Source organism: Chryseobacterium cupriresistens (assembly GCF_046614675.1).
In the GTDB taxonomy this organism is placed as follows: domain Bacteria; phylum Bacteroidota; class Bacteroidia; order Flavobacteriales; family Weeksellaceae; genus Chryseobacterium; species Chryseobacterium cupriresistens.
Window position 1 is genome coordinate 534,192 of sequence record NZ_JBKKJT010000001.1, and the last position, 21,910, is coordinate 556,101.

The 21,910-nt window shown below is 35.8% G+C and carries 23 protein-coding genes and 1 pseudogene; 19 read left to right on the top strand and 5 right to left on the bottom strand.

Going from position 1 to position 21,910, the window contains the following annotated elements:
* Positions 1-17: 17 nt before the first annotated feature.
* From rpsF to ACLI50_RS02520, 4 genes are all read right to left on the bottom strand, one after another.
* Positions 18-359, bottom strand: a complete 342-nt coding sequence (rpsF, locus tag ACLI50_RS02505; RefSeq protein ID WP_034695444.1) for a 30S ribosomal protein S6 — start codon at positions 357-359, stop codon at positions 18-20.
* 102 nt (positions 360-461) lie between these two features.
* Positions 462-1,847 (bottom strand): chloride channel protein, encoded by a 1,386-nt coding sequence (locus ACLI50_RS02510; RefSeq protein WP_411413086.1) that lies wholly within the window; start codon positions 1,845-1,847, stop codon positions 462-464.
* 300 nt (positions 1,848-2,147) lie between these two features.
* A complete protein-coding gene (locus tag ACLI50_RS02515) occupies positions 2,148-3,455 on the bottom strand; it encodes a dihydrolipoamide acetyltransferase family protein (RefSeq protein ID WP_411413087.1) in 1,308 nt (435 codons plus the stop codon).
* A gap of 63 nt (positions 3,456-3,518) precedes the next feature.
* Entirely contained in the window at positions 3,519-4,346 is an 828-nt protein-coding gene (locus ACLI50_RS02520; protein ID WP_062675025.1) for an SAM hydrolase/SAM-dependent halogenase family protein, read from the bottom strand.
* A gap of 133 nt (positions 4,347-4,479) precedes the next feature.
* On the opposite strand from ACLI50_RS02520, the gene ACLI50_RS02525 reads away from it, so the two are divergent.
* The 5 genes from ACLI50_RS02525 (at position 4,480) to ACLI50_RS02545 (ending at position 8,711) form a co-directional block, all read left to right on the top strand.
* Positions 4,480-5,439 (top strand): PhoH family protein, encoded by a 960-nt coding sequence (locus ACLI50_RS02525; protein WP_202840703.1) that lies wholly within the window; start codon positions 4,480-4,482, stop codon positions 5,437-5,439.
* A gap of 116 nt (positions 5,440-5,555) precedes the next feature.
* Entirely contained in the window at positions 5,556-6,218 is a 663-nt protein-coding gene (locus ACLI50_RS02530; protein WP_110010276.1) for a porin family protein, read from the top strand.
* 132 nt (positions 6,219-6,350) lie between these two features.
* The gene (locus ACLI50_RS02535; RefSeq protein WP_110010275.1) at positions 6,351-6,848 is read left to right on the top strand and encodes a hypothetical protein; all 498 of its coding nucleotides are present in this window, start codon (positions 6,351-6,353) and stop codon (positions 6,846-6,848) included.
* Between the two features lie 459 nt (positions 6,849-7,307).
* Positions 7,308-7,964, top strand: a complete 657-nt coding sequence (locus tag ACLI50_RS02540; protein ID WP_110010274.1) for an outer membrane beta-barrel protein — start codon at positions 7,308-7,310, stop codon at positions 7,962-7,964.
* 84 nt (positions 7,965-8,048) lie between these two features.
* Positions 8,049-8,711, top strand: coding sequence for an OmpW family outer membrane protein (locus ACLI50_RS02545; protein WP_110010273.1), 663 nt, complete (start codon positions 8,049-8,051; stop codon positions 8,709-8,711).
* Between the two features lie 81 nt (positions 8,712-8,792).
* Here ACLI50_RS02545 and ffh read toward each other — a convergent pair whose 3' ends face one another.
* The gene (ffh, locus tag ACLI50_RS02550) at positions 8,793-10,154 is read right to left on the bottom strand and encodes a signal recognition particle protein (RefSeq protein WP_110010272.1); all 1,362 of its coding nucleotides are present in this window, start codon (positions 10,152-10,154) and stop codon (positions 8,793-8,795) included.
* 176 nt (positions 10,155-10,330) lie between these two features.
* On the opposite strand from ffh, the gene ACLI50_RS02555 reads away from it, so the two are divergent.
* The 14 genes and pseudogenes from ACLI50_RS02555 to ACLI50_RS02620 all read left to right on the top strand — a co-directional run bounded on the left by ACLI50_RS02555 (position 10,331) and on the right by ACLI50_RS02620 (position 21,806).
* On the top strand, positions 10,331-10,702 hold the full coding sequence (locus ACLI50_RS02555) for a hypothetical protein (RefSeq protein ID WP_411413088.1): 372 nt from the start codon (positions 10,331-10,333) through the stop codon (positions 10,700-10,702).
* 59 nt (positions 10,703-10,761) lie between these two features.
* Positions 10,762-11,859 carry a F0F1 ATP synthase subunit A gene (atpB, locus tag ACLI50_RS02560; RefSeq protein WP_411413089.1) on the top strand — a complete coding sequence of 366 codons (1,098 nt, stop codon included), beginning with the start codon at positions 10,762-10,764 and terminating at the stop codon, positions 11,857-11,859.
* A gap of 59 nt (positions 11,860-11,918) precedes the next feature.
* Positions 11,919-12,110, top strand: coding sequence for an ATP synthase F0 subunit C (atpE, locus tag ACLI50_RS02565; RefSeq protein WP_027384648.1), 192 nt, complete (start codon positions 11,919-11,921; stop codon positions 12,108-12,110).
* 89 nt (positions 12,111-12,199) lie between these two features.
* Positions 12,200-12,697, top strand: a complete 498-nt coding sequence (locus ACLI50_RS02570; RefSeq protein WP_110366266.1) for a F0F1 ATP synthase subunit B — start codon at positions 12,200-12,202, stop codon at positions 12,695-12,697.
* A gap of 2 nt (positions 12,698-12,699) precedes the next feature.
* Complete coding sequence (atpH, locus tag ACLI50_RS02575) at positions 12,700-13,239, top strand: ATP synthase F1 subunit delta (RefSeq protein WP_002979112.1); 540 nt, start codon at positions 12,700-12,702, stop codon at positions 13,237-13,239.
* 16 nt (positions 13,240-13,255) lie between these two features.
* The gene (atpA, locus tag ACLI50_RS02580; RefSeq protein WP_110010268.1) at positions 13,256-14,833 is read left to right on the top strand and encodes a F0F1 ATP synthase subunit alpha; all 1,578 of its coding nucleotides are present in this window, start codon (positions 13,256-13,258) and stop codon (positions 14,831-14,833) included.
* A gap of 76 nt (positions 14,834-14,909) precedes the next feature.
* Positions 14,910-15,773, top strand: a complete 864-nt coding sequence (atpG, locus tag ACLI50_RS02585) for an ATP synthase F1 subunit gamma (RefSeq protein WP_110010267.1) — start codon at positions 14,910-14,912, stop codon at positions 15,771-15,773.
* Between the two features lie 267 nt (positions 15,774-16,040).
* Positions 16,041-17,399 (top strand): hemolysin family protein, encoded by a 1,359-nt coding sequence (locus ACLI50_RS02590; RefSeq protein WP_110010266.1) that lies wholly within the window; start codon positions 16,041-16,043, stop codon positions 17,397-17,399.
* A gap of 10 nt (positions 17,400-17,409) precedes the next feature.
* Complete coding sequence (locus ACLI50_RS02595) at positions 17,410-17,715, top strand: ATP-dependent Clp protease adaptor ClpS (RefSeq protein ID WP_099049883.1); 306 nt, start codon at positions 17,410-17,412, stop codon at positions 17,713-17,715.
* 211 nt (positions 17,716-17,926) lie between these two features.
* A complete protein-coding gene (udk, locus tag ACLI50_RS02600) occupies positions 17,927-18,541 on the top strand; it encodes a uridine kinase (RefSeq protein ID WP_002979122.1) in 615 nt (204 codons plus the stop codon).
* A 3-nt stretch (positions 18,542-18,544) separates the two neighbouring features.
* Positions 18,545-18,901: an FtsB family cell division protein gene (locus tag ACLI50_RS02605; protein ID WP_002979124.1), complete on the top strand. Its 357-nt coding sequence runs from the start codon at positions 18,545-18,547 to the stop codon at positions 18,899-18,901.
* Between the two features lie 103 nt (positions 18,902-19,004).
* Positions 19,005-20,168, top strand: a complete 1,164-nt coding sequence (locus ACLI50_RS02610; RefSeq protein WP_343644123.1) for a methylmalonyl-CoA mutase family protein — start codon at positions 19,005-19,007, stop codon at positions 20,166-20,168.
* A 75-nt stretch (positions 20,169-20,243) separates the two neighbouring features.
* Positions 20,244-20,624 (top strand): annotated as a pseudogene (locus ACLI50_RS02615) (GxxExxY protein).
* 33 nt (positions 20,625-20,657) lie between these two features.
* On the top strand, positions 20,658-21,806 hold the full coding sequence (locus tag ACLI50_RS02620) for a class I SAM-dependent methyltransferase (protein WP_411413090.1): 1,149 nt from the start codon (positions 20,658-20,660) through the stop codon (positions 21,804-21,806).
* Positions 21,807-21,910 lie beyond the last annotated feature (104 nt).

The window sequence follows — 21,910 nt, forward strand, 5'->3', positions numbered from 1 at the left end:
AAAAATAGGGTTAATAATTAAGCTTTAGCTGCTTTTACTTTAGCTCTTCTTGTTACAGCGTACTCTACAGCGTGCTTGTCAAGTTTTGTAGTAAGGTAACGGATTACTCTTTCGTCACGCTTAAATGCTAATTCTAAATCAGCAACTACAGTACCTTCTCCTTTAAATTCGATTAAAGTATAGAACCCATTCTTTTTCAATTGAATCGGGTAAGCTAATTTTTTTAATCCCCAGTTTTCTTTAGCAACGATTTCGCAGTTCTTTTCTTTGATTAGATCTACATACTTGTTCACTGCTTCCTCTACCTGTGCCTCAGATAGAACGGGAGTTAAAATGAAAACAGTTTCGTAATTGTTCATAATGTTAAATGAATTTGTTAATTATTTCGAGGTGCAAAAGTAGAAAATATATTTCTTATATGCAAGAGGAGCGGTGAAATAGTTAATGTTTCGTGAGAATATTTATTCACCTTTGCTATAGGTTCCCGGATTCTGTTCATCCCGGTCTCTTATTTCTGTCAGGAAATTCACCTTCAAAACATCATATAAAGAATGTCTGCTTACCAGGATGGAAGCAATAGAAGAAACCATTCCTGCAAGCATAAGGTGGAATATCAATGAATGTCTGTCTGTCATTTCCAGCACGATAATCGCTGAAGTAAACGGGGCTCTTGTAATTCCGGTAAGGAAAGCAACCATTCCGCCCAGAATCACCACATTGGTTTCGTTGGGTGTTAAATGAATAATTCCTGAAATAACAGAACCTATACTTGCTCCCGCAGTAAGAGCCGGAGCAAAAATTCCGCCGGCACCTCCGGAAGTAAAGGAAAGGGCAGGCCCCAGCATTCTCAGAATGGGAACATACCAGTCTTCATGTTTATCTTTAGTAAAAAGGACACGCTCCATAATTTCTTTTCCTGATCCCAGAACTTCTCTGTTGATGAAATAAGCGATGGAAGCGATAATTAAGGCACAAATGATCAGAAAAACTATATTGGCTTTATCTGTTTTCAGTTTTTTTTTCTTCCAGCTATTGATTTTAAGCATGGTAACAGCTAGCTGGCTAGCCATAATGCCGGCAGCAACAGCAACCAGTATAATAGGAAACATCACCATTAAGGAAACGTCATTGGTTTTTGGATATCCTAAATATAAATAAGATCCTGCCAATGTTTGCGCAGTAAGCCCTGCAATAATTACCGCAGTAAATAAGGCCGTTTTAAAATAATTAATATGAGTTTTTGACAGCTCTTCCACAGCGAAAACAATTCCTCCCAACGGAGTATTGAACGCTGCTGCAAGTCCTGCTGCCGCTCCTGTCATAATCATATTTTTTTTGGAAATCTTTGGCCACCATTCGGGAAGGTATTCATTCACTTTTCTGAAAACAGAGCCGGCAATCTGAATGGTAGGTCCTTCACGTCCTACAGCACCTCCTCCGATGACCAGAATAACGGAGGAAAGGATTTTGAAAAATATAATCTTAATACTTAAAAGATTCCGGATTTTCCTATGTTCTTTCGGATTGGCCAGTTCTACAGCCGCCATCACCTGAGGAATCCCGCTTCCTTTGGCATTCGGCGCAAATTCTTTCACCAGCCACCAGGAAAGTACAAATCCAACAGGTGCAATAATAAAGATCATCCATGCGTGCCAGTCGAAAATGAAATTCATCAGATGTTCGCCCCATGCAAATACCTGTGCGTACATCACAGCAAAAAAGCCTGTAATTACAGATCCTATCCAAAAGGGAATGGCCTGAAGCAGATTATGCTTCAGCTGTTCGTTCCGGATATTATCGAAGGAATTTTTGAGGGATCTTTTTATGAGGACGAAAATTTTCAGCATTTGTCAGTTTAGAGATGTAAAAATACGTGATCTTCTATAATATAATGAGTATCTATTTCAAATAATATTTGTTTTAAAATTAATACTAATACCTTAAACTTCCAAAAAATATTTAAGTGTTAAATTATCAAATTAATAAATAAAAATTGTTTTTATTGAATTTTTATTGTTTGTTTTGTTTGTTTTTTAATCTTATGAGTTTTTATGAGTCTAATTAATAAAAACAAAAAAAACCTCCGATTACATCGAAGGTTTAGTATTTAAAATCAGCAAAAATTACTTATTACTGATTCTCATTACTTATATTTCTGTGTTCAGATCCCAGTTTTCCAGGTAGTCGTGAACGTGCTTCAGCATCATTCCTCCCAGAGAACCGTCTACCACTCTGTGGTCATAAGAGTGAGACATGAACATTAAGTTTCTGATTGCGATTACGTCTCCGTCAGCTGTTTCAAGAACTGCAGGCTTCTTAACGATCGCTCCGATGGCTAAAATAGCTACCTGAGGCTGAGGAATAATCGGTGTTCCCATAAGGTTTCCGAAACTTCCTACGTTAGAAATTGTATACGTAGCCCCTTGAGTATCTTCTGGTCTCAATTTCTTGTTTCTTGCTCTGTAAGCTAAATCGTTGATTGCTTTTGCAAGACCTGAAAGAGATAACTGATCAGCATTTTTGATAACAGGAACAATAAGGTTTCCGTCCGGAAGGGCAGTCGCCATACCGATGTTGATGTTTTTCTTTTTGATGATGTTTTCACCATTTACTGAAACATTGATCATCGGGAAATCCTGGATTGCCTTCACTACCGCTTTTACGAAAATAGGCATGAAAGTCAGTTTTTCACCTTCACGTTTTTCGAATACAGCTTTGTTTTTATTTCTCCATTTTACCACGTTGGTAACGTCAGTTTCAATGAAAGAAGTAACGTGTGGGGCAATTTGTTTTGCTTTCACCATGTTTTCAGCGATGATTTTTCTCATTCTGTCCATTGGAATGATCTCATCACCTGCACTTACCGGAATAGTAGCTGCCGGAGCTGATACTGCCGGTTGTGGAGCAGAAGCTGTCTGTACCGGAGCGGCCTGCTGAGCTGGCTGGCTTCCTCTGTTGGCAACATAAGCTAATATATCTTCTTTGGTAATTCTTCCTTCCAAACCGCTTCCTTTGATAGATTTCAGTTCAGTTTCAGAAATTTTTTCCTGTTGTGCGATAGATTTTACAAGTGGAGACAGATAAAGATCTCCTGAGAATTCTACGTTTGAAACAGCTACTGTTTGCAATGGCTCTTCAATCGCTTTTAAAGTTTCAGCATCCGGAGTAGCCGTTGGAGTTTCAGTTTTTACTTCTTCTGAAGCTGTACCTTCTCCTTCAATTTCTAAAATAGCAATGGCTTCACCTACTTTTGCAACTTCATCTTTTTGCTTTAAAATTTTTACAATTTTCCCCGAAACTGGTGTCGGTACGTCTGAATCTACTTTATCTGTTGCAATTTCTACTACGGAGTCATCCTCCTTTACGTTATCACCTTCATTGAATAACCAAGTGATAATTGTCGCTTCCATAACACCTTCTCCCATGGAAGGAAGCAATAATTTGTATTCTGCCATTTTTGATTTTTAGATTTTGACAAATATATAAAAAAAATCGGTTTTTTTAAGAAATATATAATCTTAGCTGAATTCGATATAAATATTTTCTCCCACATTCAGTCCAAACAGGCTTTTAGCACCGTTTTTCTTGCTTCCTTTGTAGATGGTAAGCTCCAATAACTGACTATCATTGAAGATCGCTGCAGACTGTCCGTGGAATTCGGTCTCCCTTTTCCAGTCTGAAACAACTTCTGTATGGCTGGAAAATATTCTTGAAAGGCTTAAATTTCTGAATTTTATGGTAAAACTGTTGTAACCTTTACTGATGTTCTCAAAAAAATCTTTATTGATATTTGATATTATATTTCCGAAATTATCAATATAAGTCACTTCACCAATAATCATCCCTTCCGATTCATTATAAACCGCCCGCGGGAACATCAGCTGTTTTGCTGTGCTGATTTTTCTTCCTATCACTTCAGGAAGTCCGCCATTGGCAAGATGCACTGCTGCAGGAACAAAAATGTCCGTAGAAGTAAAGTTGATAACGTCGTCAAAACGATTGTTCAGCGTAAGTTCGTAGATGGCTTCCGGTTTTATATCAAAAAATATAAGGCTCAAAAGGCCGTTGTCTGCCGCCAGGAAGTAAGATCCGTCTGCTTTATAGAGGATATTCTTTCTTGATTTGCTGTAAAAACTGTCTACAGAAAGAATGTGAATGCTTCCTTTGGGAAAATATTTATAAGCATTTCTTACAATATATGAAGTCTGTATAAGATTGAATGCCTGGATTTCGTGGGTGATATCAATAATATTAACCTCAGGGTTTAGAGACAGAATTTTGCCTTTCACAGCAGCAACTCTGTAATCTAAATTTCCGAAATCCGAAGTAAGGGTAATAATTGACATGAGCAATTTATAGAATAGTGTAGTATTGCAAAGTTATTTAAAATAAAAAGAAAGCCCGAAAGATTGTTGAAAAGAATTTGATATAAATTTGAAAAAAAGCTTTAATTTTAAAATCTAAAAATAAAAATACTGCATGTTTGAATTAACATATGATTTGGAAGATATCGATGCGAAAATCTTCTATGGAGTTAATAACCAATATTTCAACTTAATAAAATCAAGCTTTCCAACCATTAAAATTACAGGAAGAGATCATTTTATCTTTGCCATGGGAAATCAGGAAGCTTTAGACATACTGAAACAAAAACTGGATGATATTGTCAGTTTTATCTCCAAAAACAATTCAATAGGACTGAAAGATGTTGAAAATATATTGAATATTAAAGACGAAAACGAGAAACAACTGGTATTCGACCAGGATATTATCGTAAAAGGAGTCAACGGCAAAGTAATTAAGGCAAAGACGACCAATCTTAAAAAGCTGGTAAAAGAAACAGAGAAAAAGGACATGGTTTTCGCCATTGGACCTGCAGGGACAGGAAAAACATATACCAGTGTTGCGTTGGCAGCAAGAGCTTTGAGAGATAAAGAAGTAAAAAGAATTATCCTGACCAGACCGGCTGTAGAAGCAGGAGAGAGTCTGGGATTTCTTCCTGGTGACCTTAAAGAAAAGCTGGATCCGTATTTACAACCTTTGTATGATGCGCTTCGTGATATGATTCCCCATGAGAAACTGGAAGGTTTCATGGAGAAGAAAGTGATTGAAGTAGCACCATTGGCCTTCATGAGAGGGCGTACACTGGATGATGCTTTTGTGATTTTGGATGAAGCACAGAACACCACTCATGCTCAGATGAAAATGTTTCTTACCAGAATGGGAATGAATGCCAAGTTCATTATCACGGGAGATCCAAGTCAGATTGACCTTCCGAAAAACCAGCAGTCCGGACTGAAAGAGGCCATGAGAATTTTAAATGGAGTAAAAGAAATAGGATTTGTGCACCTTACAGAAGAAGATGTGGTAAGACACCCGGTGGTAAGAAAGATTATCCTTGCTTATAACGAAGAAGAGAAAAGACTAAGAAACGACTAGTAAAATGAGTAAAAGTTTCTGTTAACCTTTTATTAACCTTAAATTAGTTGGTTAAAATTTGTTAATTTGAAAAAAATAGTTAGTTTTGCACACCTTAAATGTAAAACTAACTAAACATGAAAAAACTTTTACTTGTTGCAGCAGTCGCTGCTATGGGAATTTGTGCCAACGCACAGGAATTTCGATTTGGTCCAAAAGCCGGTTTCGCAATGTCTACTATTAAACTAGACGATAAGCAAGATGATCTTGACGGAAGAAAAATGTCTCCTAAATATACTTTCTATATTGGTGGAATGGCTGAGTACAAATTCAATGATAACTTTGCAGTTCAGGGAGAAGTTTTGTATTCACCACTTGGAGCCAAGGAGAAAATTGATGGAGTAAATGCTGGAGGAATGTATTTTGGTGAATCAACTAAAGTAACTTTTGGAACTCTTTTGGTTCCTGTTTCTGCAAAATACTTTATTACAGAAGGGTTCTCTGTAGCTGCAGGTCTTAACGTAGGAATTATCCTTACTGCTAAACAAAAGACTGTGATAGGTTCAGATTTCCTTGACGTAGAAATGGAAGGAGATACCGGTGATGTAGATATTAAAAAAGATATCAAGTCTTTAAATCTTGCCCCTTTCTTAGGGGTTGAATATATGCTGGAAAACGGACTTTTCTTTGATGCAAGATACAGCTTAGGAGTATCCAACCTATCCAATGATAACAGCGGAGGTACAGTAAAGAACAGCTTTGCTCAGGTAGGTGTAGGTTTCAAATTCGGAGGAAATTAATTCTGAAAAATTTACTTTTAAATGATAATAAAAGCAGGACAAAATTTGTCCTGCTTTTCTGTTATAAGACAATTTTATTCTAATGATGAAAATAATTAGTATTTTTGCAGGGTAAAATTTAAACTTAAAAAAATGAAAAAACTACTATTACTAGGTGCTTTTGCACTTTTAGGAGGTGTTGCTCAGGCACAGGAAGGTTTTAAATTGGGTGGACATATTGGTGTTCCTGTATCTGATGCAAGTGATGTATCTTCATTTACATTAGGAGTGGATGCAGCTTATATGTGGAATATTGCCAAAGGTTTCGACCTTGGGGTAACAACAGGATATTCTCATTTCTTTGGAAAAGATAACTTTGATGATTTCGGATTCGTTCCTGTAGCTGTTTCCGGGAAATATAAATTTAAAGGAGCTCCTGTTTTTGTAGGATTAGACCTTGGATATGGTATTTCTACAAAGGATGGGGTAGATGGAGGTTTCTATGCACAGCCTAAATTTGGATACCAGATGTCCAAAGGAGAGTTGTATATCGGATATCAGTCTATCAGTAACACACGTGATTATGGTTGGTACAAACATAATTGGAACGTAGGAGCTGTAAACTTAGGATTTAATTTCTTTTTGAAATAAGAAAAAGCAATTGCATATGAGAACTCCGGCCGAAGGCCGGAGTTTTTTGATTATATTATATATAGACTGTGCAGATTTTTTATCAGAACTTTTGTTATAAAGGGGCTGTGACAACCAGAAAAAAGAAAAAAAATCTCAAATAATAAACATTTGTTTAAATTTTAAGAGTTAATGGCTTTACAATAAGCAGATTAAGTTAATAGGTTTTAGCATTTTACCAGAATTTATGGGCTTTTGCTAAAAAATACAAAATTTAAAAAACTAAATATATTCAGCTCTTGTTGAAAAAAAGTAATTTTTTTATTCATAAAATTGTGAAAAACTTAATAACATCTCTTAACTAGGATTTATTTTTATAAAACCCTATATTTTAGTAATGATATTAATCACATTAACAAATTTTAATATTACTGGGGACCACTGTAAATTTGCCCTCAGAAAGTATTAAAATTTTTTACAATGAAAAAAATATTATTAGCGGGTGCTGTTGCACTTTTTGGTTTATCAAACGCTCAGATTGCTAAAGGAACTACATATTTATCAGGATCTGTTGGTTATTCTCAAGAAGAAACTAACAACGGTAACATTAAAAAAGAAAACTTCAACGTATTACCTACAGTTGGATATTTCGTAAACACTAACCTAGCAATCGGTCTAGGAGTTGGTTACCAAACTGAAAAGAACACTGTAACTACTACAGCAACTTTACCAAACACTACAATCGTAAATGACAAAGTAACTAAAACTCCAGCTTTTGTTGTTGCTCCATTCGTAAGAAAATACTGGACTTTATCTGACAAGTTATATTTCTTCGGACAATTAGCAGTGCCTATGCAGTTTGGAAAAACTGAAACTGAAGACAACACTGTAACTACTACTGGAAATACAGTTGTTACAAACTCTACTTCTACTGAAGCTAAATACACTAAAATCGGTGTTACTGTGAAGCCAGGTTTAGATTATTTCTTAAACAAAAACTGGTCTATCGAAGCTACTATCGGTGAGTTCGGTTATAGCAACTACAAGCCAAAAGATGGTGATGCTACAAACAACTACAACTTCGGATTGAATTTATCTTCTGTAACTTTCGGAGTTAAATATGTATTTGCAAAATAATAAACAAAGCATATAGCAATAGGGCCCTGAGATTTTCTCGGGGTTTTTTTGTATTTTTGGAAACATTTTTTTTATATAATAACCATGAAAAAACTATTATTAGCAGGTGCAGTGGCACTTTTCGGGCTTTCTAATGCTCAAATGACTAAAGGGGACTGGGTGATCAGTGGGAACACCGGGATGGGTTTTAACAACACTACAACTACGGTAAAAGTAGGAGGAAACTCTGTTGACGGACCTAAAGTAAACTCATTTTCAATTACACCTTCTGTAGGGTATTTTGTTATTGATAAATTAGCAGTTGGTATCGACTTAGGGTACTTTAATACTACTACTAAATATCAAGGTGTTAAATCTACAAATTCTACGTTCTCTGTAATGCCTACAGCTACTTATTATTTTACCAATTCCAGCAAGCTTGTGCCGTTTTTAGGGGCAGGTATTGGATATGCATCCAATAAGACGAAATATTCTTTTTATAATAGTAATATCAATAATGAAGGGGTTGATCCTTTATTAATGCAGGATACAGAGAATACTACGGACGGTTTGGCGTGGGGAGTAAAAGGAGGGGTAACTTATATGGCGACTCAGTCTTTAGGAATCAATTTGGGTATTTCCTATGATCAGTTTTCAAATAAAGAAACTATTATGAATACTGATGTTAAAACGAATATTAAAACTTTCGGGGTTAACGTTGGTTTCTCTTATTTTATCAAAGGAAAGGCTCAGAAATCTGATAAATAATCAGCTTATTTAAAGATAAGAAAAACAAAAATCCGACTCTAATTTTGAGTCGGATTTTTATATTTTAAATATGTTCTTTTGTTATTTTCCAAACATTCCACCCATTCCAGGCATATTCGGCATTTTGCTCATCATCTGCATCATTTGTTTTCCCTGAGGTCCCTGCATCATCTTCATCATTTTACCCATCTGATCAAACTGCTTCATCAATTGGTTCACATCTTCGATTTTTCTTCCTGCTCCTTTAGCAATTCTGGCTTTTCTCTGAGTATTGATGATAGAAGGTCTTCTTCTTTCTTCAGGCGTCATAGAATAGATGATGGCTTCAATGTGTTTGAATGCATCATCACTGATTTCTACGTCTTTAATCGCTTTTCCAACCCCAGGAATCATTCCCATCAGATCCTTCATATTACCCATCTTCTTGATCTGGTTGATCTGCTTAAGGAAATCATCAAAACCAAACTCGTTTTTAGCAATTTTTTTGTGAAGTTTTTTAGCTTCTTCCTCATCAAACTGCTCCTGAGCTCTTTCTACTAAGGAAACAACGTCTCCCATTCCCAGAATTCTGTCCGCCATTCTTTCCGGATAGAAAAGATCCAAAGCTTCCATTTTTTCTCCTGTAGAAATGAACTTAATTGGTTTCTCAACAACAGAACGGATTGTTAAAGCCGCTCCACCACGAGTATCACCATCTAATTTTGTTAAAACAACTCCGTCAAAGTTCAAGGCATCGTTGAATGCTTTTGCTGTATTTACAGCATCCTGACCAGTCATTGAGTCAACTACGAAAAGAGTCTCCTGCGGTTTGATGAAATAATGTACGGATTTGATCTCGTTCATCATCTGCTCATCAATAGCTAGACGACCTGCTGTATCCACGATCACAACATCATGACCGTTTGATTTTGCGAAATTGATCGCGTTTTCAGCAATGGTAGATGGATTGGTAGCGCCTTCTTCAGTATAAACAGGAACTTTGATCTGTCCTCCCAATACTTTCAGCTGGTCAATCGCAGCAGGACGGTAAACGTCACATGCTACCAATAATGGTTTTTTATTTCTTTTTGTCTGTAAATAATTAGCAAGCTTTCCAGAGAAAGTGGTTTTACCAGATCCCTGAAGACCGGCAATAAGGATTACAGTAGGTTTTCCTGAAAGATTGATTCCTTCCTGAGAACCTCCCATCAGGTCTACCAGTTCATCATGAACAATTTTCGTCATCAGCTGTCCCGGAGTAAGGGAAGTAAGAACGTTTTCTCCTAATGCTTTATCCTGAACTCTCTTTGTAAGATCTTTCGCAACTTTATAGTTAACGTCGGCATCTACCAATGCTCTACGGATCTCTTTTACGGTTTCCGCCACATTGATTTCAGTAATTTTTCCTCTACCGGAAATATTGTGTAATGCCTTGTCTAATTTATCCTGTAAACTATTAAACATATTTATTGTAAATTATAGGTTTGCAAAAATAAGGAATTTTTAGGATATCCAAAGTGTTTGAACACGTAATATTATATATACATGTAATATTATTACAAAGAAGAAAAATGATAAATATCAAATCATAGTATAATACGATAGAAAAAGTCTATTTTTGCGATCAATTAAAATATAGAATGAAAATTAATCCCAATATTCTTGTTGTCGTTTTATTCTTTTTGGCCTTCCTGGTGCATTTTTCCCTTTGGAAATTTGTTTTTCACCTGGATGAGATAGTGATCATTAAATTTTACCTTTTTCTAAGTGTCATGTTTATGATGATGATCACTCTTGTTATCTTAATCAATAGAGTAGCGCCTCAATTTTTAGGATTGTCTGTTATTGGTTTGATCCTTTTAAAATTTGGTTTAATGTATTTAATCAGAAAGAAACTGAACTTTGAAGTGATTCCAGGCTACAAATTCCATTTTATCATACCTTATTTTGTCCTGACAGCACTGCTTACATACTATGCGATCGGGTTAATTAATCATGATAAAAAACAGTAAAATTATTTATTGAAACTAGAAAAATTATCATATTTTTGCACAACGAAAAAAACCTATCAATGTTTAAGAAATTCGCAGTTTTATTTTACAGTATTTTTGTATTAAACTTAGTGTCTGCACAGCATGGTGAGGCCACCACTGGTGAGGCTCCTGCTCAAGAGCTTTCAGAGAAAGACAAAGTAACTAAAGAAAACAAAGAGTTCATCGATCATCACTTATTGGATGCTCATGATTTCACATTGATGGTTGACAAAGATGGTCATCATATCGGTTTTCCTCTTCCTGTTATTTTTTATGATAATGGTTTCCACTCTTTCATGAGTAACAAAGAAGGTTTTATGCATGGAGAGCCAACTGAAGTAGATGGAGCTTATTATGTATTACATCATGAGAAAATCTATAAGACGGATGAAAAGGGAACAATTACTCTGGATAAAGATCATCACCCAACGCAAGAGAAAGTTTTAGATCTTTCTATTACAAAAAGTGTATTGGTTATCATCTTCGTAGCTGTTTTCATGTTTGTGTTATTTGTTGGAATGGCTAAGTCTTATAAGAAGTCAGCGGTTCCTACAGGAGCGGCAAGATTCTTAGAGCCTTTAGTGATTTTTGTAAGAGATGAGATCGCTCTTCCTAACATCGGACATAAGTATAAGAGATTTATGGGTTATTTATTAACGGTATTCTTCTTTATTCTTTTCCTTAACGTTCTTGGATTGATGCCTTTCGGAATTAATGTTACAGGTAATATTACAATGACGTTCTTCTTGGCTATCCTTACGTATCTGATTACGACATTCTCAGCTAACAAAGATTATTGGAAGCACATCTTCTGGATGCCAGGTGTTCCGGTTCCAATGAAATTCATTATGTTGCCAATCGAATTATTAGGAACTATCACTAAGCCATTCGCTTTGATGATCCGACTTTTTGCCAACATGACAGCAGGTCACATCGTAGTAATGACTTTGATTGGATCTATCTATATCTTTAAAAACTGGATCGCAGGAGTAGCATTCCCATTCTTAACATTAGTAATTTATTTACTTGAAGTTTTGGTAGCATTCTTACAGGCTTATATCTTCACAATGTTATCTGCTTTATTTATCGGAATGGCTGTAGAAGAGCACGAGCACGAACATCATGCTGCTCACTAATTAAAAGTTAAAAAGAAAATTTAAACAAATATTAAAACAATTTTTTAAAATTATATATTATGGAAATCCCTAGAATTATTGGTGCAGGTCTTATCGTACTAGGTGTAGGTATCGGTCTTGGTAAAATCGGAGCTGCTGCTCTTGAAGCTATCGCTAGACAGCCTGAGCAATCTGGAAAAATCCAAACTGCTATGCTTATTGCAGCTGCACTAGTTGAAGGTGTTGCATTTGCTGCGTTATTCGCATCATAAGCCAAACAAAACAAAAACATTGTTGCAGCGGTTGGCTGCAGCAATGTTAATTTTTAAAAAAAAGTAATAATTATTTATACATTTATATAATGGAATTAATTCATCAGTTTTCATCAGGACTATTTATTATCCAGTCTGTTATTTTTCTAGCATTATTGTTTTTGTTAGGTAAATTCGCTTGGAAGCCTATTTTAAAGTCAATCGACGACAGAGAAACATCTATTGTTGACGCTCTTAATCAAGCTAAATTAGCTAGAAAAGAAATGGAAACTTTAAAAGAGGATAACGAAAGAATCATTCGTGAAGCTAAAATCGAAAGAGACGCGATCCTTAAAGAAGCCAGAGAAATTAAAGACAGAATCGTAGGGGAAGCTAAAGATGCTGCTAAAGCTGAAGGAGACAAAATGATCGAAGCTGCTAAACAGACTATCAACGCTGAGAAAAATGCTGCAATGGCAGACATCAAAACTCAGATTGGTACTTTATCTGTAAACATTGCCGAGTCTATCTTGAAGCAAAAGCTAGATAACAGCGAAGCTCAAAACGAATTAGTTCAAAATTATTTAAACAAATCAAACCTTAACTAAGAATGCTTACATCTAAAGTAGCTAAAAGATACGCACAAGGTTTACTTGACTTCACCAACGAAGCTGGGCAAACGGCTACTGTATTTTCAGAAATGAAAGATGTAGTAAAGGTAATGGCTGAATCTAAAGATTTAAACAAGTTTTTCCTTACTCCTTACATCGATTCTAAAAAGAAAATAGAAGTAGCAAACGAAATATTCAAAGGTTTATCTGTTTCTTCTCAAAACCTGATCAGATTGGTTATTAAGCACGGACGTGAAAACCAATTGAAAAATATTGCTCAGGAATTTATCAACAAAGTAGAAGACCTTAGTGGTGTACAAAGAGTAACGCTTACTACGGCAACTCCGCTTTCAAAAGAGAACCTTGACCAGATTTTAAGATCTACAAATCTTGTAAATGCTGATTCAAACTTTGATCTGAAAGTAAATGTTAAGCCTGAAATTCTTGGAGGATATATTCTGAGAGTAGGTGACCAGCAGGTAGATGCGTCTGTGAAGACAAAACTGAACCAAGTTAAAAAAGATTTCCAATTAAATTAAGAAAAACAACCATACAATGGCAGAAATAAATCCGGCAGAAGTATCTGCGATCTTAAAACAGCAATTGGCCAACTTCGATACTCAATCCAACGTTGAGGAAGTAGGTACAGTTTTAACCATCGGTGATGGTATTGCTCGTGTATACGGGTTAGAAAACGTACAATACGGAGAGTTGGTGAAATTTTCTAGTGATGTAGAAGGTATTGTACTTAACCTTGAAGAAGACAACGTGGGTGTTGCTCTACTTGGTGAAAGTAAATTAGTAAAAGAAGGTGATACAGTAAGAAGAACAAACAGAATCTCTTCTATCAAAGTAGGAGAAGGTATGTTAGGAAGAGTAGTAGATACTCTTGGTAACCCAATCGATGGTAAAGGTCCTATTACTGGGGATTTATACGAAATGCCATTGGAAAGAAAGGCTCCTGGAGTTATCTTCAGACAGCCGGTAACTGAGCCTTTACAGTCTGGTATCGTTGCAATTGATGCGATGATTCCTGTAGGAAGAGGGCAAAGAGAGCTTATCATTGGTGACAGACAAACAGGTAAAACTACTGTTGCTATCGATACGATCATCAACCAAAAAGAATTCTTTGATGCTGGTCAGCCAGTATATTGTATATATGTTGCTATCGGTCAGAAAGCTTCTACTGTAGCACAAATCGTTAAAACGCTTTCTGATAAAGGAGCTTTAGCTTATACGGTAATCGTTGCAGCTAACGCATCAGATCCAGTTCCAATGCAGGTGTATTCTGCAATGGCAGGAGCTTCTATCGGTGAGTTCTTCAGAGACACTGGTAGACCGGCGCTTATCGTTTATGATGATTTATCTAAACAAGCTGTTGCTTACCGTGAGCTTTCTCTACTATTGAGAAGACCACCGGGCCGTGAAGCTTACCCTGGAGACGTTTTCTACCTTCACTCAAGACTATTGGAAAGAGCTGCAAAAGTAATCGCTGATGATAACATTGCTAAGCAAATGAATGATTTGCCGGAGTCTCTTAAGCCAATTGTAAAAGGTGGTGGTTCATTAACAGCCCTTCCGATTATCGAAACTCAGGCTGGTGACGTTTCTGCGTATATCCCTACAAACGTAATCTCTATTACAGACGGACAGATCTTCTTGGAGTCTGATCTATTCAACTCAGGGGTTCGTCCTGCAATCAACGTAGGTATCTCTGTATCAAGGGTAGGAGGTAACGCTCAGATCAAATCAATGAAAAAGGTATCTGGTACATTGAAACTTGACCAGGCTCAGTATAAAGAATTGGAAGCGTTTGCTAAGTTCGGTTCTGACCTTGACGCTTCTACTTTAGCAGTAATTTCTAAAGGAGAAAGAAACGTAGAAATCCTTAAGCAGCCGGTAAATGCACCACTTCCTGTAGAAAGTCAGGTAGCTATCGTATATGCCGGAACAGAAAACTTAATGAGAAACGTTCCATTGAACAAGATTAAAGAATTCCAACACGAATACATCGAGTTCCTTAGATCTAAGCACCCGGATACAATGGCTGCTATCAAAGCTGGAAAAATCGATAACGATATTACAGGTGTTCTTAAGCAGGCAGCTAACGATTTAGCTTCTAAATACAACTAAAAAATTCAATGTTTAAGGTTTGAAATATAGCGTTTTAAACCTTAAACTTTAGACCTTAAACTTTGAACCCAAATTAATGGCAAACTTAAAAGAAATACGAGGCAGAATTACGTCAATTTCATCTACGATGCAGATTACACGTGCTATGAAGATGGTTTCCGCAGCGAAACTTAAAAAAGCACAGGATGCAATCGTGATGTTAAGACCTTATTCTGAAAAATTACAGGAGCTTATCCAGAATGTAAATTCTAGCTCTGATCCTGATCAGATTTCTGTATATGCTCAGAAAAGAGAGGTTAAAAGAGTACTATTCATCGCTGTTACTTCAAACAGAGGTCTTGCGGGAGCTTTTAACTCTTCTATCGTAAAAGAGCTTAACCTTCAGTTTCAGAACAACGCTCAGTACGAGATTGAAGTTCTTCCTGTAGGTAAAAAAGTATATGATGCTGTGAGAAAAAGCCGTAAGGTATATACTAATGGAAGTACTGTATATGATAATCTGAACTTTGATGCAGTTGCTCATATCACTGAAGGGGTAATGACAAGCTTCAGAGAAGGTAAATTTGACGAAGTGTATGTTATCTATAACAAATTCGTTAATGCTGCTACTCAGGAAGTTACTACAGAACAGCTTCTTCCTATCTCAATGCCGGAAAATACTGAGCCGCAGGTTGAAACGGATTATATCTTTGAACCTAACAGAGCTGAAATCCTGGATAACCTGATTCCAAAGTCTATCAAAACTCAGGTTTTCAAAGCGATCTTAGATTCAGTAGCATCTGAGCACGGAGCGAGAATGACTGCAATGCATAAAGCAACAGACAATGCTCAGGCTTTAAAGAATGATCTTGTGATCTTCTACAACAAAGCAAGACAGGCTGCAATTACCAACGAAATCCTGGAAATTGTTTCCGGAGCAGAAGCTTTGAAAAATTCATAAAGAATTATTTTACTATACCATAAAAGCACCGAATTTATCGGTGCTTTTATGTTTGTGGAAGGCTGAAACGGATATTTACCGCTTAAAAATATCGTTTCTGTTGAAAAACGAGTCGTTGTTCCAATTATTTTTTTTATTTGAAAATAGCGGTATTTTATTGTGTCACTTTCTGTTCCGAAAATTCCTCCATCGAAATAATCTATCCCGGATTCAGGTTATTTTTATTTTACATATCTTTGTACCTAATAAAATTTATACAATCTCTAAATGGACTCGGACATAGTCAGGCTTTTGCTGGCCTTATTTCTTGTTTTACTCAATGGCTTCTTCGTAGCCGCAGAATTTTCAATTGTTAAAGTTCGTTACTCTCAAATTCAGCTAAAAGCTGCAGAAGGAAACTCTATGGCTAAGCAGGCAGAACATATTATCAAGCATCTTGATGAATATCTTTCCGCTACACAATTAGGAATTACATTAGCATCCCTTGCCCTTGGTTGGGTGGGAGAAAGCGCCTTGCACCACGTGGTTGAAAGCCTCTTTCATTCGTTTAATATAGACTTGACACAAACAACGATTACCACCATTTCAGTGGTGACCAGTTTTGTATTGATTACCATCATGCACATCGTTTTCGGTGAGCTTATTCCAAAATCAATCGCGATCAGAAAATCTGAAGCCACTACAATGGCAACAGCAGTTCCGTTGAGAGTTTTTTACACGATTTTTAAACCGTTTATCTGGTTGATGAATTCCATGTCAAATGGTTTCTTAAGACTTGTGAAAATTCACCCGGCTTCGGAACAGGAAATTCACTCTACAGAAGAACTTCAGCTTTTGGTAAAGCAAAGTGCAGACAGCGGAGAGATAGAAGAAGAGAACTATGAGATCATCAAAAATGCATTTGATTTTACAGATCATTCTGCAAAACAGATCATGGTTCCAAGGCAGAATATTACCTCTATTGATTTTGAAGAAGATATCAATGATATTATCAACAAAATAATGGATAGCGGTTACTCTCGTATTCCAGTTTATATTGATTCTATTGATAATGTGATCGGAATTTTCTACACAAAAGAAATTATAAGAGAATTTGTGAAGAGAAAAGGAGATCTGGATCATGAAGATCTTAAAGACTTAATGCGTGACGCCTTCTTCGTGGTGGAAAGTAAAAAAGTTTCAGACTTACTGAAGACTTTCCAGCTTAAAAAACAGCACATCGCCATTGTTATTGATGAATTTGGTGGAACTGAAGGAATTATTACACTGGAAGATATTCTGGAAGAACTGGTAGGGGAAATTCAGGATGAAGAAGACGATGAAGAAAAAATTGTTGATAAAATAGCGGATAATACCTATTGGGTACAGGCTACACAGCCTTTGGAGGAAATCAATGAATTCCTTCCAAGAAAACTTCCTCTTTCCGAAGAAAGCGAGTACAACTCACTGGCCGGATTTATTCTTTATGAGCTCGAAGAAATCCCTGAAGAAAACCAGGAGTTTGATCTTGCAGACTATCACTTTAAAATTCTGAAAATGAATAACAAGAGTGTTGAACTGGTGGAACTTGTTTATCAGGAACCTAATGCGATTGATAATCTGGCAGACAAAATAGGAGAAGTTTAAAAGAATAAAAATGAATTTTTATAACAGCATAAAAGATTACGAAAATCCAAAACGTCAGTACGAAGAAGAAGTACTTGTTCTGGATGATACGGATGAAGTTTATAAACTGGTACTGCATAACGATGATATCCATACATTTGATTATGTGATAGACTGTCTGATCGAAATATGCAAGCATACGCTGGAACAGGCTGAGCAATGCACAATCCTTGTTCATTACAAAGGCAAATGTACCGTAAAAACAGGCTCAATGGATGTTCTGAAGCCTATGCATGAAAAATTAATTTCGCGCGAATTAACAAGCGAAATCGTATAAAATAAAAAGCCGGCAATTCATTTGCCGGTTTTTTTTATTAAATCCCAAAAAGAAAGTTGAGTAATACCAATAAATCATAAAGACCTGTCAGTTTTCAGAATGTATTTTAATCTTTAAATCCTTTAATCTTTTAATTTCTCAATACTCTTACATTGTCATATTTTATCTAAAATAGTATATTTGTACCAACTATAAAGAAACAAAAAAAACAATGCTTGTAATAGGAATTGCCGGTGGTACAGGATCCGGCAAAACTACAGTTGTTGATAAGATACTTCAGCAGCTTGATATTGAGGGAATGAATATCCTCTCTCAGGATAATTATTATCACGACAACCAGGGTCTTACATTGACGGAAAGAGAAGCTCTGAACTACGACCATCCGAAATCAATAGACTTTGACTTACTGATAAAACATGTAAAAGCTTTAAAAAACAATGAGCCGATTGAACAGCCGATTTACAGCTTTGTTACACATTCCAGAACAGGAGATCATGTCACTGTAGAACCTAAAAACGTATTGGTAGTAGAAGGAATTCTTGTTTTGACCAACAAAGAATTGCTGAAAGAATTTGATCTGAAGGTATTTGTTCATGCAGATTCTGACGAAAGACTGATCAGGAGGATCAGGAGAGATACCCAGGAAAGGGGAAGAGATCTGAGCGAAGTATTGCACCGTTATCAGACCACATTGAAACCAATGCACCAGGAATTCATCGAGCCGTCTAAAAATGAGGCCGATCTTATTATCCCTAATATGAAACAGAATTCCGTAGCCATTGATTTTTTAACTACTGTTATTAAAAACTCGTTGAAAAAACATTAAAAAATGGAAGAGAACAACCTTATCAAAGACATTCAGCCGAAATCTGAAACATTCAAACTTATCCAGAAATATGTTTTGAACAAGTATACCATTACGATCTGTCTGTTTTTGGTATGGATGATTTTTTTCGATAAAACTTCATTTCTTGTTATTAATGAACTGAATGGTGAGATTCATAAGTATGAAGAGCAGCTGGATTACTATAAAAAAGAGTATGAAAAAAATGATGCTTTTTATAAGAAACTGATGAACAACAAGTCAGAAAAAGAAAAATACGCAAGAGAAAATTATTTTATGAAAAAACCGAATGAAGAAATTTTCATTCTGGTGGTAGACAGCACAAAAGTGGCTAAAAAGTAATAAAAGTTGAATAGAATTACGTTGATGATGAAATGAATTTTTAGTTTTTAAATTTCACTTACAAAGCAAAATTCACCATTAACAATTCACAAATAAAAAACTAATGTCAAATACAGATATACTTTCAAACTGGGAAAACCTGGTCAAAAAACAACTTAAAACAGAGGATATTTATCCCGTTTTAGAAAAACAGAATCTGGAGGGAATAGAAGTGAAGCCTTTTTACACTGAAGTTCAGAAGCCTTTGGTAAACCTGCCAAGAGTTGAAGAAAGTACCCATCTGGTTGCAAGATACCACGAAAGTCTGGAAGAAGAAGTATTTGCATTTATGCTGGATCAGAATGTAGAAAATCTGGATCAGAAAACCATTTTTGTGAATAATAAAGATCTTGCAGGGCACATTAGCCCTAAAGAAGAAGACCAGTATTTTTCACTTATTGATGTTTTTAATGAAAAAGAAGGAAGTATTGATGATCAGCTGGTAAAAGAATTACTTTCAAAAGATTTTAGAAGAAATATCTGCGTAGATATCTCACTGCATCAGAATGCCGGAGCCGCTATCTATCAGCAGCTTGCAATTGCCCTTGCAAAAGCTAAGGAGTTAGCAGAAGTTTATGGAGCTGAAATTTTAAATAAACTGATTTTCAGAATAGCTGTAGGAGGAAGTTATTTCTTTGAAATGGCTAAGCTGAGAGCTTTTAAGATTATTTTCAACCAGCTTTCAAAAGAATACGGACTGGATGAAGTTCCTTACATCTTTGCTGAAACTTCGTTAAGAAATAAAGCTGTTTCAGATAATGAAAATAACCTGATCCGTTCTACGTTGGAGCTTGCTTCTGCGATGATTGGCGGAGCAGACGCTGTTTTCTCAAACAATTATCTTGTAGACAGAAGTACGGATAACTCGGAAGAGATCTCTTTCAAACAACAGATAGTTCTGGCCTATGAAAGTATCATCAATGTATTTGAAGATGCTTCCAACGGAAGTTATTATGTTGAAGATATCACCCGGCAGTTTGCAGAAAAAGCATGGGCTTTATTTGTTGAGATTGAAGAAGCAGGCGGATATCTTGAATTGTTGAAACAGGGAGTTATTCAGAAAAAAATCTATGATCATGCGATTGAAGAGCAGCAATGGATTGAAGGAGGTAAAATAAAGCTGATCGGAGTGAATCTGTACCCTAAATTAGACGTTAAAAAGTCCATCACGGATCTTTACAGCGAAAAAGAAATAAAAGCTGTTCGCTGGGCGGAAATGTTTGAATAAATTTAATTGCTCCCACAGATTTCTCAGATGACACAGCTTTTTACAGTGCAACTGTAGAAACTAAATTATACACAAATGAATGAAAATGAGATAAGCTTTTATATCAGGAAATCTATTTTTTCTGTATATAACGAGCTGGGACCAGGTTTATTGGAAAAAGTTTACGAGAAAGTTTTGGCACTTGAATTAAAAAATAACGGTTTAAGCGTTAAAACCCAAGTTCCAATACCCATTACGTTTAAGGGAGTGTTTATTGATTCAAGCTTTATTGCAGATATAATTGTTGAAGACAAAGTTATTATTGAAATAAAATCAATTCCTGAAATAATTAATGTTCATCACAAGTAGCTCTTAACCTATTTAAAATTGACCAAACTGAAATTAGGAATATTGGTTAATTTCAATACTGATTATATTGATAAAAGTATTATTCGAAAAATAAACGGAAACATTTAATAAGCATAATAATCTGTGCAATTTGTGAAATCTGTGGGAAGTAAATTACTAAACAAAGAAGTTCAAAACTATATCAATGCAAATCTGAAAACAGATTTACATACGCTATTATTAAAAAAATCACCATTTCCGGAGGTTTCTATGCAGGAAATTGTACAGCAGATCAAGGGAAAACAGGTCGCAGAAAAAAAATTCTCTTTTCTTTTAAAAGAAGGTATTCTTTTTCCGCCACAGCTTAATCTGGAACAGTCATCATCAGAAAAAACAGCGCTTTATAAATCTGAAATTCTGAAAGGAAAGAAATTCATTGACCTCACAAGCGGTTTTGGTATTGATGCTTATTATCTCTCCCGAAATTTTGACGATATCACTTTGGTAGAACAAAATACCTCGCTTTTAAATATTGTTGAAAATAACTGGAACGTCCTGGGCCGTAAGGCAAAATTTATCAACAGAAAACTCGAAGATTTTCTGAATGAAAATACCGAACACTTTGATGTCATTTATCTTGACCCGGCCAGAAGAGACGAGCAAAAAAATAAAGTTTTTCTTTTGGAAGATCTGTCTCCTGATATTCTTGAAATTCAGGAAAAATTATGCTCTATATCCGATCTTGTGGTGATAAAGCTTTCCCCGCTAATTGATCTTAAGTATCTTGTTTCGGTGCTGCCAGGTATTACAAGAATTGATGTTATTGCCCTCAAAAATGATGTGAAAGAAGTTGTCGTATTTCTCTCCAACGAAAATACGGATAAGATCATCTGTAATTGTGTGAACCTTGAAAGCGGAGAAGAGACTTTTACATTCAGATTTGGGGAAGAAGAAACTGCGGAATCGGAATATTCCGAACCGGAAAAATACATTTATATTCCCAATCATTCTATTTTGAAGGCGGGAGCTTTTAATTTGATTTCCCTGAAATTCGGATTGAAAAAACTTCATCCCAACAGCCATCTTTACACTTCCTCTGAAAAGATTGAAAACTTTCCGGGAAGGATTTTGGAAATGGAATCCGTTGATTCTAAAAGTATTAAAAAGAAAGGACAGTTTAATATCATTGCAAAAAATTACCCTTTAAAACCTGAAGAAATCAAAAAGAAATACGGTTTAAAAGACGGAGGAGATCAGTATCTTATTTTTACCCAATCCAAAAAAGGGAAAATAATATTAAAATCAGTATAAAAATGTTGCCGAAAAAAGCAGGATTTCTTACTTTTGGGCAATCAAAAATTGAAGCATGTAATCGTTTGCTGTTTGGAGGGTCAGAATAGATTGAAAATAGTGCG

Coding starts and splice junctions, on each gene's coding strand:
- rpsF (WP_034695444.1), bottom strand. CDS start 359: ATGAACAATTACGAAACTGTTTTCATTTTAACTCCCGTTCTATCTGAG.
- ACLI50_RS02510 (WP_411413086.1), bottom strand. CDS start 1,847: ATGCTGAAAATTTTCGTCCTCATAAAAAGATCCCTCAAAAATTCCTTC.
- ACLI50_RS02515 (WP_411413087.1), bottom strand. CDS start 3,455: ATGGCAGAATACAAATTATTGCTTCCTTCCATGGGAGAAGGTGTTATG.
- ACLI50_RS02520 (WP_062675025.1), bottom strand. CDS start 4,346: ATGTCAATTATTACCCTTACTTCGGATTTCGGAAATTTAGATTACAGA.
- ACLI50_RS02525 (WP_202840703.1), top strand. CDS start 4,480: ATGTTTGAATTAACATATGATTTGGAAGATATCGATGCGAAAATCTTC.
- ACLI50_RS02530 (WP_110010276.1), top strand. CDS start 5,556: ATGAAAAAACTTTTACTTGTTGCAGCAGTCGCTGCTATGGGAATTTGT.
- ACLI50_RS02535 (WP_110010275.1), top strand. CDS start 6,351: ATGAAAAAACTACTATTACTAGGTGCTTTTGCACTTTTAGGAGGTGTT.
- ACLI50_RS02540 (WP_110010274.1), top strand. CDS start 7,308: ATGAAAAAAATATTATTAGCGGGTGCTGTTGCACTTTTTGGTTTATCA.
- ACLI50_RS02545 (WP_110010273.1), top strand. CDS start 8,049: ATGAAAAAACTATTATTAGCAGGTGCAGTGGCACTTTTCGGGCTTTCT.
- ffh (WP_110010272.1), bottom strand. CDS start 10,154: ATGTTTAATAGTTTACAGGATAAATTAGACAAGGCATTACACAATATT.
- ACLI50_RS02555 (WP_411413088.1), top strand. CDS start 10,331: ATGAAAATTAATCCCAATATTCTTGTTGTCGTTTTATTCTTTTTGGCC.
- atpB (WP_411413089.1), top strand. CDS start 10,762: ATGTTTAAGAAATTCGCAGTTTTATTTTACAGTATTTTTGTATTAAAC.
- atpE (WP_027384648.1), top strand. CDS start 11,919: ATGGAAATCCCTAGAATTATTGGTGCAGGTCTTATCGTACTAGGTGTA.
- ACLI50_RS02570 (WP_110366266.1), top strand. CDS start 12,200: ATGGAATTAATTCATCAGTTTTCATCAGGACTATTTATTATCCAGTCT.
- atpH (WP_002979112.1), top strand. CDS start 12,700: ATGCTTACATCTAAAGTAGCTAAAAGATACGCACAAGGTTTACTTGAC.
- atpA (WP_110010268.1), top strand. CDS start 13,256: ATGGCAGAAATAAATCCGGCAGAAGTATCTGCGATCTTAAAACAGCAA.
- atpG (WP_110010267.1), top strand. CDS start 14,910: ATGGCAAACTTAAAAGAAATACGAGGCAGAATTACGTCAATTTCATCT.
- ACLI50_RS02590 (WP_110010266.1), top strand. CDS start 16,041: ATGGACTCGGACATAGTCAGGCTTTTGCTGGCCTTATTTCTTGTTTTA.
- ACLI50_RS02595 (WP_099049883.1), top strand. CDS start 17,410: ATGAATTTTTATAACAGCATAAAAGATTACGAAAATCCAAAACGTCAG.
- udk (WP_002979122.1), top strand. CDS start 17,927: ATGCTTGTAATAGGAATTGCCGGTGGTACAGGATCCGGCAAAACTACA.
- ACLI50_RS02605 (WP_002979124.1), top strand. CDS start 18,545: ATGGAAGAGAACAACCTTATCAAAGACATTCAGCCGAAATCTGAAACA.
- ACLI50_RS02610 (WP_343644123.1), top strand. CDS start 19,005: ATGTCAAATACAGATATACTTTCAAACTGGGAAAACCTGGTCAAAAAA.